Annotated in this window: 11 protein-coding genes and 2 pseudogenes; 8 read left to right on the top strand and 5 right to left on the bottom strand. The window is 59.7% G+C overall.

Going from position 1 to position 15,870, the window contains the following annotated elements; all coding sequences use genetic code 11:
• Positions 1–27: 27 nt before the first annotated feature.
• Positions 28–1,017 (bottom strand): annotated as a pseudogene (gene ilvA, locus DCO47_RS03695) (threonine ammonia-lyase, biosynthetic); the annotation flags it as partial.
• A gap of 249 nt (positions 1,018–1,266) precedes the next feature.
• On the opposite strand from ilvA, the gene DCO47_RS03690 reads away from it, so the two are divergent.
• Positions 1,267–1,605, top strand: a complete 339-nt coding sequence (locus DCO47_RS03690; protein ID WP_116657475.1) for a DUF2834 domain-containing protein — start codon at positions 1,267–1,269, stop codon at positions 1,603–1,605.
• 98 nt (positions 1,606–1,703) lie between these two features.
• On the opposite strand, the gene DCO47_RS03685 is transcribed toward DCO47_RS03690, so the two are convergent.
• A complete protein-coding gene (locus tag DCO47_RS03685) occupies positions 1,704–2,498 on the bottom strand; it encodes a class I SAM-dependent methyltransferase (RefSeq protein ID WP_116657474.1) in 795 nt (264 codons plus the stop codon).
• A gap of 158 nt (positions 2,499–2,656) precedes the next feature.
• On the opposite strand from DCO47_RS03685, the pseudogene DCO47_RS03680 reads away from it, so the two are divergent.
• Positions 2,657–2,872 (top strand): annotated as a pseudogene (locus tag DCO47_RS03680) (hypothetical protein); the annotation flags it as partial.
• A gap of 50 nt (positions 2,873–2,922) precedes the next feature.
• Here DCO47_RS03680 and DCO47_RS03675 read toward each other — a convergent pair.
• From DCO47_RS03675 to DCO47_RS03665, 3 genes are all read right to left on the bottom strand, one after another.
• Positions 2,923–5,190 (bottom strand): hypothetical protein, encoded by a 2,268-nt coding sequence (locus DCO47_RS03675; RefSeq protein ID WP_116657473.1) that lies wholly within the window; start codon positions 5,188–5,190, stop codon positions 2,923–2,925.
• 275 nt (positions 5,191–5,465) lie between these two features.
• A complete protein-coding gene (locus tag DCO47_RS03670) occupies positions 5,466–6,767 on the bottom strand; it encodes an ATP-binding protein (protein ID WP_116657472.1) in 1,302 nt (433 codons plus the stop codon).
• A 4-nt stretch (positions 6,768–6,771) separates the two neighbouring features.
• Positions 6,772–7,473 (bottom strand): response regulator transcription factor, encoded by a 702-nt coding sequence (locus DCO47_RS03665; protein WP_116657471.1) that lies wholly within the window; start codon positions 7,471–7,473, stop codon positions 6,772–6,774.
• A gap of 228 nt (positions 7,474–7,701) precedes the next feature.
• Between DCO47_RS03665 and DCO47_RS03660 the strand changes: the two genes are divergently transcribed.
• The 6 genes from DCO47_RS03660 to DCO47_RS03635 form a co-directional block, all read left to right on the top strand.
• Entirely contained in the window at positions 7,702–8,859 is a 1,158-nt protein-coding gene (locus DCO47_RS03660; RefSeq protein ID WP_116657470.1) for an efflux RND transporter periplasmic adaptor subunit, read from the top strand.
• A gap of 15 nt (positions 8,860–8,874) precedes the next feature.
• Entirely contained in the window at positions 8,875–11,973 is a 3,099-nt protein-coding gene (locus tag DCO47_RS03655; RefSeq protein WP_042606874.1) for an efflux RND transporter permease subunit, read from the top strand.
• A gap of 162 nt (positions 11,974–12,135) precedes the next feature.
• Entirely contained in the window at positions 12,136–12,777 is a 642-nt protein-coding gene (locus tag DCO47_RS03650) for a DUF1345 domain-containing protein (RefSeq protein ID WP_064362718.1), read from the top strand.
• 140 nt (positions 12,778–12,917) lie between these two features.
• Positions 12,918–13,946, top strand: a complete 1,029-nt coding sequence (locus DCO47_RS03645; protein ID WP_116657469.1) for a LacI family DNA-binding transcriptional regulator — start codon at positions 12,918–12,920, stop codon at positions 13,944–13,946.
• Between the two features lie 151 nt (positions 13,947–14,097).
• Positions 14,098–14,880: a sugar phosphate isomerase/epimerase gene (locus DCO47_RS03640; protein ID WP_065616265.1), complete on the top strand. Its 783-nt coding sequence runs from the start codon at positions 14,098–14,100 to the stop codon at positions 14,878–14,880.
• Positions 14,873–15,870, top strand: a 998-nt coding sequence (locus DCO47_RS03635) for a sugar kinase (RefSeq protein WP_133247388.1), incomplete at its 3' end; no start/stop codon positions are given. The genes DCO47_RS03640 and DCO47_RS03635, both read left to right, overlap by 8 nt.

Here is a 15,870-nt window from a genome sequence, read left to right as displayed (position 1 = left end):
CCATCACGCCGGCACGCTGCAAGCAGCGGCGCGCTCGGCGACATGGCGCAGGCTGTCAAAGTTGATATTGGCCCCTGAATCGATGGCGACGAAGGTCTGGCCACTGGCGCCACTGCGCGCCACGTACTGTTTGATCCCCGCAACAGCCAGGGCACCGGATGGCTCGGTGATCGAGCGAGTGTCGTCGTAAATGTTCTTGATCGCCGCGCAGAGCTCGTCATTGCTGACCGTGATTACCTCATCTACACAAAAACGGCAGATCTCGAAGCCATATGCACCGATCTGCGCCACCGCCACGCCATCGGCGAAGGTACCGACGCTCGGTAAAACCACCCGCTCGTCCGCCCTCAAAGCGGCTTGCAGGCAGGCCGAATGCTCGGACTCAACGCCAACGATCCGTACTTCCGGACGCAGGTATTTGACGTACGCCGCGATGCCTGCGACCAAGCCTCCGCCGCCGACCGGGACAAAAATCGCATCCAGCGCGCCTTGATGCTGGCGCAGGATTTCCATTGCCACGGTGCCCTGTCCGGCGATCACATCTGGGTCATCGAAGGGTGAAACAAAGGTGCATCCGGTCTGTTCGGCCAATTGCAGCGCATGAGCCAATGCAAAGGGGAAACTCTCGCCGCGCAGCAATGCGTCGGCACCGCGACTGCGCACGCCGAGTACTTTGAGCTCAGGAGTGGTAGACGGCATGACGATCGTCGCAGCGATGCCCAACTCCCGCGCCGCCAGCGCTACACCTTGGGCATGATTACCCGCCGATGCGGTGATCACTCCCCGCGCTCTCTGCTCATCGCTCAGTTGCACGAGTTTGTTGTAAGCACCACGGATCTTGAAAGAAAACGTCGGTTGCAGATCTTCGCGCTTGAGCAGGACCCGATTGCCCAGCGCTTCCGACAACGCCGGAGCTGGCTGCAACGGCGTGCGCACCGCAATGTCGTACACCGGCGCGGCGAGGATCTTTTTCACGTAGTGCTCGAGCAGGGCTTGCTGGTCGGGGCTGTGCGGCATGGTCGTCTCCTGACATTTTTCAGAACCCCGGAGACAGAAAGTAAAAACCCGCCTCAAGGGCGGGTTGGGTGCTGCAGTCGTGAGCTAGCCCGCCAAATGAGGAATGGCGGTAATAATCATTGGCTGGCAGCGCGATACGGGGAAAGTCATGGGCTGGAAATTAGCCTGCGCGGTGCTGGCAAGTCAATGGCCAATTCCTGGCAGCGGCGTTAGTTTGGCGACTCTCTCATCACACCAAGGAAGGATTGCATGATGTCTATCGCCCTGCCCCTCACGGCTTTGCTCGCTTTTACCGGTTACACCGTTTCTGTGATGCTTAAAGCCGAACAGTCGTTGATCGACTTCGGCATCAGCCTGATGTCGCGGCCCGATACCGCGCAGGTGGTGATTGATCTGTACCTGCTGGCGACAATGGCGGGCATCTGGATGGTCAAGGACGCGCGGTCGCGTGGGCAGTCGGTTTGGTCGGTACTGCCGTATTTGTTGCTGACCGCGGTTTTCGTGTCGATCGGGCCGTTGTTGTATCTGGTGGTGCGTGGGGTTCGCGAGCGGCGCAAGGCAGTGGAAAAGTGCAGCCAGATACTATGAACACCTGAAAACCCTGTAGGAGTGAGCCTGCTCGCGATGGCGGAGTGTCAGCCAAAGATGAGGTGACTGACGCTCCGTTATCGCGAACAGGCTCACTCCTACAATGGAATGTCATGGGATTCAGCCTTTTTTACGGCGACGAACGCGGCGGTTTCATAAGGCACTGTCACCGTGTCCCTGCCGCGCAATTCTGGTTCTGCGGCAATCAACGCACGAATCTGCTCATCAACCTGCGCCCGCTGCGCCTCCGGCAGCGCGGCGATGAAACTGGTGGAACGCACACGGTTGAAGATCACGTCTTCCGGCGATCCGGTATGACCATGGTGAAACCGTTCAACCTGCAAGGGCGCGAATGCAGGGTGCGGAAACGCTTCGCGCCAGACGCCGGTGTAATAGCGCGGCGTGTCACCTTCCAGCGCGTTGACGATGGCATCCAGTTTCGGCACCCAACTGACTTCAGTGTCACGCAGGTTCCAGATCAGCCCCAACTTGCCACCGGGCTTGAGCACCCGCGCGATTTCTGTCAGCGCCTCGGTGCTGGCGAACCAGTGAAACGCTTGTGCGCAGATCACCACATCCACTGAAGCATCCGGCAACGGCAGGTCGGTTGCGGTGCCGCTCACCGCCAAGACCTGGGGCCATGCGTCAGACAGTTTTTCCAGCATCTGTGCCACCGGTTCGACGGCGATGACTTGCGCGCCGGTCGCCAGCAGCCGGCCAGTGAACTTGCCGGTTCCGGCACCCAGATCAATCACGGTTTTATGCCCATCCAGGCCCAGCATCGCGGTCAACCATTGACTGACCTGCGGCGGATAGTCCGGCCGTCCTTTGACGTAGGTGTCGGCAGCGCTTTTGTAGCCGGCAGCGGCTGAGTGATGGACCTGATCGTTCATGACAATGCTCCTTCAGGCAAAACATCGGATCAACGGCAGACGCTTCCGAGCATAGCGCTTGAATTTACGCTGAACTTGAACAGTCACTGATAAAGCAATGAATAAAAATTCACCCTGTGGGTGTTCAAAGTGAAACACAACCTTCTGTGGAGCCTTCCATGAATATCCGTCCCGTTATGTTCGCCGCCCCGTTGCTGCTGGTCGCGGCGATGTCCAGCCAATTGGTCGTGGCCAGTGGTGACGAAAAAGACCCCGTCCAGAAACCCGAATGCCCGAAAGGCCAGGTCTGGGACAGCAAAACGCAGAAATGCGTGCTGCAAACCAGCAGCCTGCTGCCGGACGCCGACCGTACTATTTATGCCTATCGCCTAGCAGATGGCACCGCTATTGAAATCGCGGTTCATCGGTTAGTGCCCTGAGGGAATCAGGCATCCACTTTGAAAGTATCGAGGGAAAACCAGTCCGGCGTCGGCATGTGGAACTCCAGGCGTGCGATCCCCGGTGCATCAAAGGCAACATTGACCGGTTTGCCGTACGACATGCCTAACGTCCGACGCCCCAGGAGCGTCCCGTTGCTGGCGAAGTAAGCCACGGTGCTGTCCTCATAGTTCACGCTTAAATGAAAGAAGCTGATTCGCGAGCAGGTATTTTTCAGCTTTATTTCTACGACTTGCGCAGCCTGGCCAAACGCGTCGCGACCGATGCTCAGTACCTGACCTTCGATTTGGCCGGGAAAGGATTCGCCGATGTCGGAACGCGGCATGATCGCGCATTCGCCGTCACCGGATTTGAACGTGATCTGCATAGTGGGCGTTTCCATGATTGCGCCCTGCCGTGCCGTCTGATTCGGTACCCCGGTGAAATCTTCCATTAGCGTCGCTGGAGAATTCAGCACGGTAAATGTCGGCGCATTGAACACCACCGCCGTGGTTTCATCATCGAGCCCGTCATAGGCAACTTTCAATTCCATGCGCAGGGGCGTACCTGGCTTGAGCTTCAGAAGTTCGCTGCGAGGCAGCGCATTATCCAGCCCACTGTCTTTCTCCGGCGCTGTCACTGGAGCAGCCTTGGCGATGACAATCGGGTGATCGTCACCGTTGATACCGGTGCCGTACAAGCGGAACCAACGCAACTGCCCCACCGCCATCGATGGCCACACCGCACATTGCGCCTGCGCACCACCGCTAAAATCAGCCAGATCAAGTATCCCGTTGCGGGCCTGAGGAATATCGGGTGTCGGCAGCCGTCGATCCCGATCCTCGATCCGCTTGAGCACCACGTCACGGTGCATGGAGGGTTGAGGGGCCGCACCACGCAGCAGCTCCCATGACAGCTGGATTGTCTTGCCATGACTGGCCGCCAGCACTGGAGACTCGATCAGAAAGTTGGCCCGGTGATTCTTGTTGAATGCGGTTGGAGCAAAGACCGGCGAGACGGGCCCGGCTGCGCCCTGGATCAACAATCGCGCTTCGTCACCCGGTTGATCCTCCAGATACTCGACTCGGGCTGTCACGCCGTTGGGCACATCCAGAGGGTCGATCAGGTAACCGGAGCCCACCAATGCAGGTGGCGGAAGTGTCACAGCGGGTTCGCCAGTGATGCTGGCTTTCAGGGCGTAGGACCGATCGAGCTCGGCCCCTTGGCTGACGCGCCTATAGGTAAACACTGCATGGCCCTTCGCGGCGGCGGCAAACGCTGCGTAAGGCACAGGGATCGAGTAGGAAAACGGCGCATTCTTCACTTTTTCGCTCAGCGTCAAATGGTCCAGTAACACTCCGTCCTCAGCGTAGAAGCGCCCCGTCAAACGGATTTCATCGTCTCTGAGCCAACTGCGCGATACATAGATTTGTGCAATCGCTGGTCCACCAGCCAGCTTGTTCAGGTCGATGATCCTGACGTCATCGTCAGGATCATCGGGCTTCTCGCTGAGGATCGGCGGGTCATACCAATTGCCCTTCCGATTGACATAAAGGTACTGGCTGGCCGAGGCAGGACTGTTGACATCCGGACTGTTGCCCACGCGATCAAGTACCGTGAAACGCACTTCGAAGCGCGGACTGTCACCCGCCTCGTCGAAGGTTGCCTCATCGATGATCATCTGGATGGGCTGCTGTCGATTCGCCTCTTCCTCACTGACCGGGTGGCGCAAGGTTTTACCATTGCAATACAACACGATGGTGTCGAACGCTCTCATCAACGGGTAGGCCACCCTGGCGCTTACACCTGCAAGCGCGCGCTCAGCGTCGATACCTTCATCCACTGCATCCTGATCCACTTCAAGCACCAATTCGGAATGGCCTGCCTCCTCAGGAAAACGGTCCACGTTACCCGGACGCTTGTCGTGATAAATGACCGTCAAAGGCGCCGAAGTTTCGAGCTCCATGCCTCCTCGCTCCAACCCGTACTCGAGAACGTTCAGCGGACTCTTCCATTTATCCGCAGCCACATAAACGATTACCTGTTGAGTCGTCTCGCCGATGGCGATGGTTTTGTCAGCAACCCGCTCTCCGTTCAAGCGCACGACATAGGTGTCATCGTCCTGCGCGGTAGTGGCGGGTTCGATGAACACCTTCACCCCCTCGGGGTACAGATAAGTGAGTGCCAGAGGCAGCCCGGCGTCTGCATTTTCCGGTCCGAGGACTGGCTGACTCATGCCAGGGATTCGTGGTTTTTCGAGGGTCTTGACGTTCATGGTGGTCATCCTTTTCCAATCGGGATCCGATGCGATGGGTGGCGAAGAGGCATGTCCTGCGCATGAGACACCCATCGGCTGCGGTTGCCTACTGTCAAACCTGACAGGTACCCCTATGAAACCGGTGCAAAACGTTTCCATTGGTCGGAAAACACAATCCCACTGTGAAGCGAGCCTGCTCGCGATGACGGTATATCAGCTGAATATGCGCTGACTGACCCGACGCCTTCGCGAGCAAGCCAGCTCCCCCGGGTCACTACTCAGAGACATGAATCTCAGGCGTTGGTGGGCAACCACAACCGGAACCGTGCGCCGCCCAACGGCGAGGGCTCCACGGTCAACACGCCCCCCTGCGCTTCCAGTGCCCGGCGGCTGATCGCCAGGCCCAGACCAAAACCACCGGTGGCGCGATCACGGCTGCGGTCGAGTCGATAGAACGGCTCGAATATCCGCTCTCGCTCGTCGTCGGGAATCCCGATGCCGTCGTCATCGACCCAGATCTCGCAGCCCTCGGCATTCACCTGCACGCCAATCTGGATGCGCTTCCCGCAATAGCGCATGGCGTTGCGCAGCAGGTTCTGGATCGCCCGCGCGGTCAGGCGTGGATCGAGCGAAAAACGCTCCAACTGACCGTGCAGCAACACATCAATAACGATCTCCGGCGACTCCAGCTCTTCATCGACGCTCCCGAGAATGCTGTCGATGAACTCGTCCAGCGAAACCTCGATACGCTCGGGCGATTGCGCGGGGTTCTGCAAGCGGCTGTAGGAAAGCAATTCCAGCACCAGTTCATCCAGCTCACGAATATGCGCGACCAGGCTCTGCAAGCGCTCGCGGCTGGCGGCCGGCAAGTCTTCGGAGAGCGCCAGCGCCAGGCCGAAATCCAGACGCGTCAGCGGCGTACGCAGTTCGTGGGAAACAGCGTTGAGCAGGTCGCGTTGCTGGTTGAGCAGGTTTTCGATATCACCGGCCATGGTGTCGAACACGTTGGCGAGACTGCCGATGTTCGAACTGGGCGCGATTTTGGTCCGTTCGCTCAAATGGCCTTTGCCGAAGCGCTCAGCGGTGCCTTTCAAGCGTTCCAGATCGCGCCAGTGCGGGCGCAGCCAAAGCAGCAGGCAGCCGAGCAACATCGCGCCGATCAGCACGTTGATGCTCCAGTACAACAGGTCAACGTCGACCGGATCCGGCGGCACGACCATGCGCACGGCCATGTCCGCATTCAGCGGAGTGACCGCCAGCGTCCGCCAGCCCCAGTCGCCGATACGCACAACGTTTTCACCACGGTGTAATCGTTCCTGCTCAATGGGCGTGAATACCGGGTCGTCGATTGGCGTCAGGACGATGTGCAAAGGCTGGAACTCCTTGTCCATCGACGCAGCAATCGCCGGCCACTGTTCTTGCGGCGCGGCATGAAACTGACGGGTGATCAGTGATTGCAGGCCTCGGGAGAACTCCAGGTTGTAGGTGACGAAGCGATCCCGAAAAACCATCACCACCAGATCCGGCACCAGATAGATCGCCGCGCTATAGGAGACGATCGTCACCAGATACAGGCGAAACAGGATGCGAAACATCAGTTCAGCATTCCCATTCCGAGCGGCTGAACAGATAGCCCTTGCCCCACACGGTCTTGATCTTGCGCGCCTCGCCGGCGTGATCATCGAATTTGCGCCGCAGCTTGGAAATTGCCACGTCCACCGAGCGGTCGGTGCCGTTGAATTCGATACCGCGCAGTCGCTGCAGAATCTGATCGCGACTCAGCACTTCGCCGGCGTGCCGCGCCAGCACCACCAGCAAATTGTATTCGCCGCTGGACAGTTCGACCGCTTGATCGCGCCAGGTCACGGTGCGTTCGGACAGGTCAATGCACAGATTGCCCATTATGATCCGGTCATTGACCGCCAGCGGTTCGCCGAGGCTGCTGCGTCGCAGCAACGTACGCACCCGCGCCAGCAGCACCCGGGGCTCGCAGGGTTTGGTCACGTAGTCGTCAGCGCCCATCTCCAGGCCCAGCACCTGATCATGACTGTCATCGCGGGCCGTGAGCATGAGGATTGGCAGCGTCGCCGAATCGGCGCGCAACAAACGGCAGACTTGCAGGCCATCGAGGCCCGGCAGCATGAGGTCGAGGATCACCAGATCCGGCGGACTGATCCGCGCCCGCTCGCGCACATGGTCGCCACGGCCAATGACGCTGACGGAATAACCGTTGCGTTCCAGGTAGCTGGAAATCAGTTCGGCGAGGGCGGTGTCGTCTTCGACCAGGAGGATGTTGGGCATGGGGTGTTCCAGAAAAATGCTGGGGCGACAGTCAGGGCTCATTCGCTCGCACATTGAAATGTGCGAAAGCGATCGAACTGTCGCAATAAATTTCAAGGCCTGCAGGATATACGCCCTCAACCGCCACTGAGCAAAACCCTTACACAATTTCACACAGCAACTACAAAGCTTCACCGCTAACCTCCCCGTCTGGCCGTAGGATGCGGCCTTCAATATTGGGGGTTGTACATGTCTGGAAAACTGCTGGCCGGGCTCGGCCTGATCGCATTGGCGCTGACGCTGAGCGCTTGTGATTCGTCCTCGAATGCCGAAGAGCAAGCGCCACCAGCCACGGTACGCATCGAGACCATCAAAACCCAGCCACTATCGATCAGCAGCGAATTGAGCGGGCGCATCGCCGCGCCACGGATTGCCGAAGTGCGTGCGCGAGTGGCCGGCGTGGTGTTGCAGCGCACTTATCGCGAAGGCAGCGACGTGAAAAAGGGTGATGTGCTGTTCCGCATCGACCCGGCGCCGTTCAAGGCCGATCTCGACAGTGCCGAAGCCGCACTGCGCAAAGCCGAGGCCAATGCCTTTCAGGCCAGATTGCAAGAACAACGCTACGGGCAATTGATCGAAGACAAGGCCATCAGCGGTCAGGACTACGACAACGCCCGCGCCGCTGCCCGGCAAACGGCAGCTGATGTCGCGGCCAGCAAGGCAGCGCTTGAACGGGCGAAACTGAACCTCGGCTACGCCACTGTCACCGCGCCGATTTCCGGGCGTATCGGCCGCGCGCTGGTCACCGAAGGTGCGCTGGTCGGGCAGAACGAAACCACGCCGCTGGCGCTGATTCAGCAACTCAACCCGATCCACGCCGACCTGACCCAGTCGACCCGCGAGCTCAACGAACTGCGTCGCGCATTCCGTTCCGGGCAGTTGCAGGAAGTCGGTCAGGATCAGGTCAAGGCCACACTGATTCAAGATGACGGCAGCCTGTACCCGCTGCCCGGCAAACTGTTATTCAGCGACATCACAGTCGATCCGGGCACTGGTCAGATCATCCTGCGCAGCGAATTCCCCAACCCCGATCTCGACCTGCTGCCGGGCAGCTTCATCCGGGTACGCCTTGAACAGGCGACCATCCAGAACGGCATCACCGTGCCGCAACGCGCGGTGCAGCGTGACAGCGCCGGCATTGCCCAAGTGCTGACCGTCGACGAACAGATGCGCGTTGCCGAGCAACCGGTGCAACTGGGTGCGGTGCAGAACAATCGCTGGATCGTCACCGGCGGCCTCAAGCCCGGCGACCGTATTGTCATCGAAGGCCTGCAACACGCCCGTCCCGGGGAAAAAGTACAGATCGACGAAACCCCTCTTCCACTTGCCCAGACCCCTGGTCAGTAAGCAGGACGCTTTTCTATGCCGCAGTTCTTTATCGACCGCCCGGTATTCGCCTGGGTGGTCGCGTTGTTCATCCTGTTGGCCGGTGCGCTGGCCATCCCACAGTTGCCGGTGGCGCAATACCCCGACGTCGCGCCGCCGCAGATCGAAATCTACGCCGTCTACCCAGGCGCCTCGGCGCAAACCGTCGATGAAAGCGTGGTCAGCCTGATCGAGGAAGAGCTTAACGGTGCCGATCACCTGCTCTATTTCGAATCGCAGAGCAGCCTTGGCAGTGCGACGATCAAGGCAACCTTTCAGCCGGGCACCAACCCCGAGCTGGCGCAGGTCGACGTGCAAAACCGTCTGAAGGTTGTCGAGTCGCGTCTACCGCAAGCGGTCAACCAGCAAGGTCTGCAGGTGGAGAAGGTTTCTTCCGGTTTTCTGTTGCTGATCACCCTGACCTCCAGCGACGGTAAGCTCGATGACGTCGCGCTCAGCGATTACCTGGCGCGCAACGTGATGAATGAGATCAAGCGTCTGGACGGTGTCGGCAAGGCCCAGCTGTACGGCGCCGAACGGGCCATGCGCATCTGGATCGATCCGCAGAAGCTGATCGCGTTCAATCTGACACCGGCAGACGTCAACGCAGCCATCGTGGCGCAGAATGCCCAGGTGTCCGCCGGCAGCATCGGTGATCTGCCGTCACCTTCAACGCAGGAAATCACCGCGACGATTCTGGTCAAAGGGCAATTGTCGACACCCCAGGAATTCGCCGACATCGTGCTCAAGGCCAATCGCGATGGCTCCACGGTGCGCATCGGTGACGTCGCGCGGGTGGAGATCGGCAGTCAGGAATACCAGTTCGGCACACGCCTGAACGGTAAACCGTCCACCGCCGTCGGCGTGCAACTGTCACCAGGTGCCAACGCGCTGAACACCGCGACGCTGGTGCGGGCGAAGATGGACGAGCTGGCGCGCTACTTCCCGGTCGGCGTGGAATACAAGATTCCTTACGATACTTCGCCCTTCGTCAAGGTCTCGATCACCAAAGTGATCTATACCCTCGGCGAAGCGATGCTGCTGGTGTTTGCGGTGATGTTCCTGTTCCTGCAGAACGTGCGCTACACGCTGATCCCGACGCTGGTGGTGCCGGTGGCGCTGATGGGCACGTTCGCGACCATGCTGGCGCTGGGGTTCTCGATCAACGTGCTGACCATGTTCGGTATGGTGCTGGCCATCGGCATTCTGGTCGACGATGCCATCGTCGTGGTGGAAAACGTCGAACGGATCATGGCCACCGAGGGCTTGTCACCCAAGGAAGCCACGCGCAAGGCCATGACGCAGATCACCGGGGCGATCATCGGCATTACTCTGGTGTTGGTCGCAGTGTTTATTCCGATGGCGTTCATGCAAGGGTCGGTCGGGGTCATCTACCAGCAGTTCTCGCTATCGATGGCCACCTCGATCCTGTTCTCGGCGTTCCTCGCCCTGACGCTGACGCCGGCGTTGTGCGCGACCTTGCTCAAGCCTGTTGCCAAGGGCGAACATCACGAGAAATCGGGCTTCTTTGGCTGGTTCAATCGTCGTTTCGAGCAATTGACCGATCGCTATCAGGGCTGGGTCGGCTATGCGCTGAAGCGCACCGGTCGCTACCTGTTGATCTACGTCGTCCTGCTGATCGGGCTCGGGATATGTTTTGCGCGCCTGCCCTCCTCTTTTCTGCCGACCGAGGATCAGGGCTACACCATTACCGATATCCAACTGCCACCGGGGGCGACGAAGAACCGCACGGTGCAAGTGGCCGAACAGCTCGAAGCGCACAACGCGGGTGAGCCGGGGATCAGTGACAGTGTGGTGATTCTCGGTTTCAGCTTCTCCGGTAGCGGACAGAACGCAGCGCTGGCGTTTTCGACCCTCAAGGATTGGTCGGAACGCGGCAGTGACGATGCCGCCAGTTCGATCGCTGACCGCGCGAACGCTGCCCTCAGCCAGATCAAGGACGCCATGGCGTTCTCAGTACTGCCGCCGCCGGTGGATGGGCTCGGCACGTCCAGCGGTTTCGAGTTCCGCTTGCAGGATCGTGGTGGGCTCGGGCATGCGACGTTGATGCAGGCGCGTACGGAACTGCTCGCCGCGGCCGAGAAAAGTCCGTTATTGATGAACGTCCGGGAAAGCGCACTGGCGGAAGCGCCGCAAGTGCAGCTGATCGTCGACCGTAAACAGGCGAATGCCCTGGGCGTTTCGTTTGCCGACATTGGTAACGTGTTATCCACCGCAGTGGGGTCCAGCTACATCAACGATTTCCCCAATCAGGGCCGCATGCAGCGGGTGGTGGTGCAAGCTGAAGGTGATCAGCGCAGTCAGGTGGATGATTTGCTGAAAATGCACGTGCGCAACAACGCCGGGAGCATGGTGCCGCTGTCGGCGTTCGTCCAGGCCAACTGGATTCAAGGCCCGGCGCAGCTGACCCGCTACAACGGTTACCCGGCCATTGCTATTTCCGGCGAACCGTCAGCGGGGCACAGTACCGGTGAGGCCATGGCGGAAATCGAACGGCTGGTGGCGCAAGGGCCGAAAGGTCTGGGCCAGGAATGGACCGGCCTGTCGTTGCAGGAACGCTTGTCCGGCAATCAGGCGCCGATCCTGCTCGGGTTGTCGTTGCTGGTGGTGTTCCTGTGTCTGGCGGCGCTGTATGAGAGCTGGTCGATTCCAACCTCGGTGTTGCTGGTCGTGCCGCTGGGTGTTCTCGGTGCGGTGTTGGCTGTGACGTTGCGTGGGATGCCTAATGATGTGTTCTTCAAAGTTGGTTTGATCACGATCATCGGTCTGTCGGCGAAGAACGCGATCCTGATCATCGAGTTCGCCAAGAGCCTGTATGACGAAGGTCATGACCTGATCGATGCGACGTTGCAGGCAGCGCGTCTGCGTCTGCGACCGATCGTGATGACGTCGCTGGCGTTCATTCTTGGCGTGGTGCCGTTGGCGATTGCCACGGGTGCCAGTTCGGCCAGCCAGCAGGCGATCGGCACTGGCGTGATCGGCGGGATGATTACTGCGACGCTGGCGGTGATCTTCGTACCCGTATTCTTCGTCGTAGTGATGAAACTCGTACAACGATTCACCAAACCCCACTGATCCAAATGTAGGAGCTGTCGAGTGCAACGAGGCTGCGATCTTTTGATTTTGAAAAGCTAAAACCAAAAGATCGTCCGATCGCGGCCCGAGCCATCGGCAGCTCCTACAAAATCAGGGTTGCGTACGCTATGGTGCAGAGACCATTCTCCAACGTGAGTCTCCATGCGCTTCCTCGCCCGCACCCACCCTCGCCTCTCCGCCGCCGCTCTGCTCGGACTCGCCACCGGCCTGCTGTTCCCCGCCGATTCGATCGTCAGCAAAATCCTCATCGGCTGGAACGCCGGTGTATGGACTTACCTGATCCTGATGTTCTGGCTGACCGTGAGCGCCAAGGCCCCGGACGTCAAACGCATCGCTGAAGTCGAAGACGAAAACGCCGGCCTGGTGTTGTTCGTGGTGTGCATTGCCGCGCTGGCGAGTCTGGCCACCATCACCTTCGAACTGGCCGGCAGCAAGGATCTGGATAGCACCCACAAACTGCTCCATTACGCGTTCACAGCACTCACGGTAATTGGTTCATGGCTGCTGATCGGGGTGATTTTCTGTGTGCACTACGCCAGGCTGTTTTACACCTGGGACGGTAAGGAGCCCGCCCTGCGTTTCGCCGAGGGTCTGACCACCCCCAATTATTGGGATTTTCTGTACTTCTCGTTCACTGTCGGCGTCGCGGTCCAAACGTCGGATGTGGGCGTAGCGACGCGGGGCATCCGCAAAATCGTACTGGCGCAGTCCCTGATCGGCTTTGTGTTCAACACTGCGATTCTGGGTTTTTCGATCAACATCGCTGCCGGATTATTCGGGTAGGCAGCGCCCGCCCGTCGGTATCAGCGGGCAATCTCACGATCATTCACTTGACGCCCTATTTGTTTCTGGTGTTTCCTGAAACCGGTTTCAGGGCATCTTTCCGCCTTGGGCCTATAAATCCAATAACAAGGTTTAAGACCGTGCACGACTTTTCCGCCGCCCAGCGCAGCCGCGTCACCATGCTCGATGTCGCCGAACGCGCGGGCGTGTCCAAGGCCAGCGTATCGCGCTTCATCGGTGATGACCGCGCCCTGCTCTCCGAAGCAATCGCCCTGCGCATCGAGCAGGCCATCAGCGAACTTGGCTACCGCCCGAACCAGATGGCCCGTGGGCTCAAGCGCGGGCGCACGCGCCTGATCGGCATGCTCGTCGCCGATATCCGTAACCCTTATTCAATTGCCGTGATGCACGGGGTGGAAACCGCCTGCCGTGCGCACGGTTACAGCCTGGTGGTGTGCAACACCGACCGCGATGACGAGCAGGAGCGCCAGCATCTGGCGCTGTTGCGCTCGTACAACATAGAAGGGCTGATCGTGAACACGCTTGGCCACCACCGTGACGAATTGCACGAACTGCGCCGCGAGATGCCGCTGGTGCTGGTGGATCGCAAGGTGGACGGCCTCGACAGCGACATGGTCGGGCTGAATAACCCGCAAGCGGTGGAGATGGCGCTCGCGCACCTCGGGCAGCGAGGGTATCGCGATGTTTTATTAATCACCGAACCGTTTGATGGCACCAGTTCGCGGATCGAACGGGTCAGCAGTTTCCAGGCACAGATCGCGCAGCGCTCGGGGTTAACCGGGGCAGTTGTTGAAACCGGTGATGGTCTGGCGAGCCAACTTCAGCAGTTCATGAACACGACCAATGCAGGGCCGAAAGCACTGTTTTGCGCCAATGGTGTGGCAGCGTTAGCCGCGACGACGGCGTTACGCCAAATCGGTTGCCGGTTGTTCGAGGATGTGGGGCTTATCGCCCTGGATGATCTGGATTGGTATCCGTTGGTGGGCAGCGGGATTACTGCGCTGGCGCAGCCGACGCAAGAGATTGGTGCGTGGGCGTTTGAGTGTCTGCTCAGGCGCCTGCGCGGGGATAACGAGGTGGCGCGGGTGATGGATTTTGCGCCGGTGCTGATTGAGCGGGGGTCTACTCTGGGGATTTGTGGTGTTTGAGCTGACGCTATCGCGAGCAGGATCACTCCTACAGGAGAGCGCATTGCAAATAAAGCAGTGAGCCTGCTCGCGATAGCACCCGAGAGAACAACACATAAACACCCGATATTTTTTTGAACAAAAATGAAACCGGTTTCAGAGGTCAATAACAATGAACAAACCAGCCGTTTCCATCAGTCTGTCCAGCTACGGTGCCGACCTTGTGCGCCAGCGTGGCCAGGATTCCTTCATCGATATTCTCGCGGCGGCCGGGGCCAATCGCATCGAGTGGCGTGAAGAGCTGTTGACCCGTGAGGATCCGGCGCAACTGGCCCAGGCCACGCAAGCGCAAGGCCTGCAAAGCATTTATTCCTCGCCCACCGAACTGTGGCTCGCAGGGCAAGCGCAGCCGAATCCCGAATTGATTACTGCGCTGCATCAGGCCCAGGCGTTCGGGTCGAAATGGCTGAAAGTGTCGCTCGGCTACTTCACCGACAACTCTGATTTGCAGGCACTGGCCGAGCGACTCCAGCAAAGCCCGGTGCAATTGCTGGTAGAGAACGACCAGACCTTGCATGGCGGGCGCATCGAGCCGTTTCAGCGTTTCTTCGCCGCCGTCGAACAGCACCACCTGCCGATCAAAATGACCTTCGACATTGGCAACTGGCATTGGCAGGACCAGTCCGCCGCCAGTGCCGCCCGCGCGCTGGGGCGACATGTCGGTTATGTGCATTGCAAGGCCGTTGCGCGCCGAGCCGACGGCAAACTGGTCGCCGTACCGCCAGCCATCAGCGACCTGCATCTGTGGGAACAACTGCTGCGGCACATGGACCAAGGCGTTATGCGCGCCGCCGAATACCCGTTGCAAGGCGATGACCTGGTGCAACTGACCCGCGAACACGTCGCCGCCCTCGCCCGCCTGGGGCAATCGCGCCTGGAGCCAGCTCATGTCTGAGATCGATATTCTTTCTTTCGGTGAAACCATGGCGATGCTGGTTGCCGAGCAGACCGGTGATCTGGCGAAGGTCGAGCAGTTTCATAAACGTATTGCCGGGGCCGACAGCAATGTCGCGATCGGCTTGTCGCGGCTGGGTTTCAATGTCGCGTGGCTGAGCCGCGTCGGTAATGATTCACTCGGGCGCTTTGTGGTCGAGACGCTGATCAAGGAAGGTCTGGATTGCAGCCACGTTGAAGTCGATAAAACCCATCCGACCGGGTTCCAGTTCAAATCGCGCAATGACGATGGCAGCGACCCGCAAGTCGAGTATTTCCGCCGTGGCTCCGCGGCCAGCCATCTGTCGCCGCGCTCCATCACCGACAACCTGCTCAGCGCCCGCCATCTGCACGCCACCGGCATTCCGCCGGCGCTGTCGGCTTCGGCGCGGGACATGTCCGTTGAACTGATGACCTGCATGCGCAACGCCGGACGCAGTGTGTCGTTCGATCCGAACCTGCGCCCGAGCCTTTGGGCCAGCGAGGGCGAGATGATCCGCGAGATCAACCGCCTCGCCGCCCTTGCTCATTGGGTGCTGCCGGGTTTGAGCGAAGGACGTTTGCTCACCGGTTTTGACGACCCGGCGGACATCGCTGCGTTTTATCTTGATCAAGGTGCGGAAGCGGTGGCGATCAAGCTCGGGCCTGAAGGCGCTTACTACCGCACGCAGCTGGATCAGGGTTTTGTCGCTGGCGTGCCGGTGACCAACGTGGTCGATACGGTGGGTGCCGGAGATGGCTTTGCGGTGGGGATGATCAGCGCCCTTCTCGAGCATCAAAGTTTTGCCGAGGCGGTGCAGCGGGCGAACTGGATTGGCAGTCGCGCGGTGCAGAGTCGCGGGGATATGGAGGGCCTTCCAACCCGTCAGGAGTTATCGATTGAATTTGAATCCGCCTTCGCGAGCAGGCTCGCTCCCACAGGGGAACGCGTATCAAATGTGGGAGCGAGCCT

Source organism: Pseudomonas sp. NDM (genome assembly GCF_003105095.1).
Classification (GTDB): Bacteria; Pseudomonadota; Gammaproteobacteria; order Pseudomonadales; family Pseudomonadaceae; genus Aquipseudomonas; species Aquipseudomonas moraviensis_A.
The sequence above is the reverse complement of the archived record's forward strand: the minus strand, read 5'-3'. Positions and strand labels throughout refer to the sequence as shown.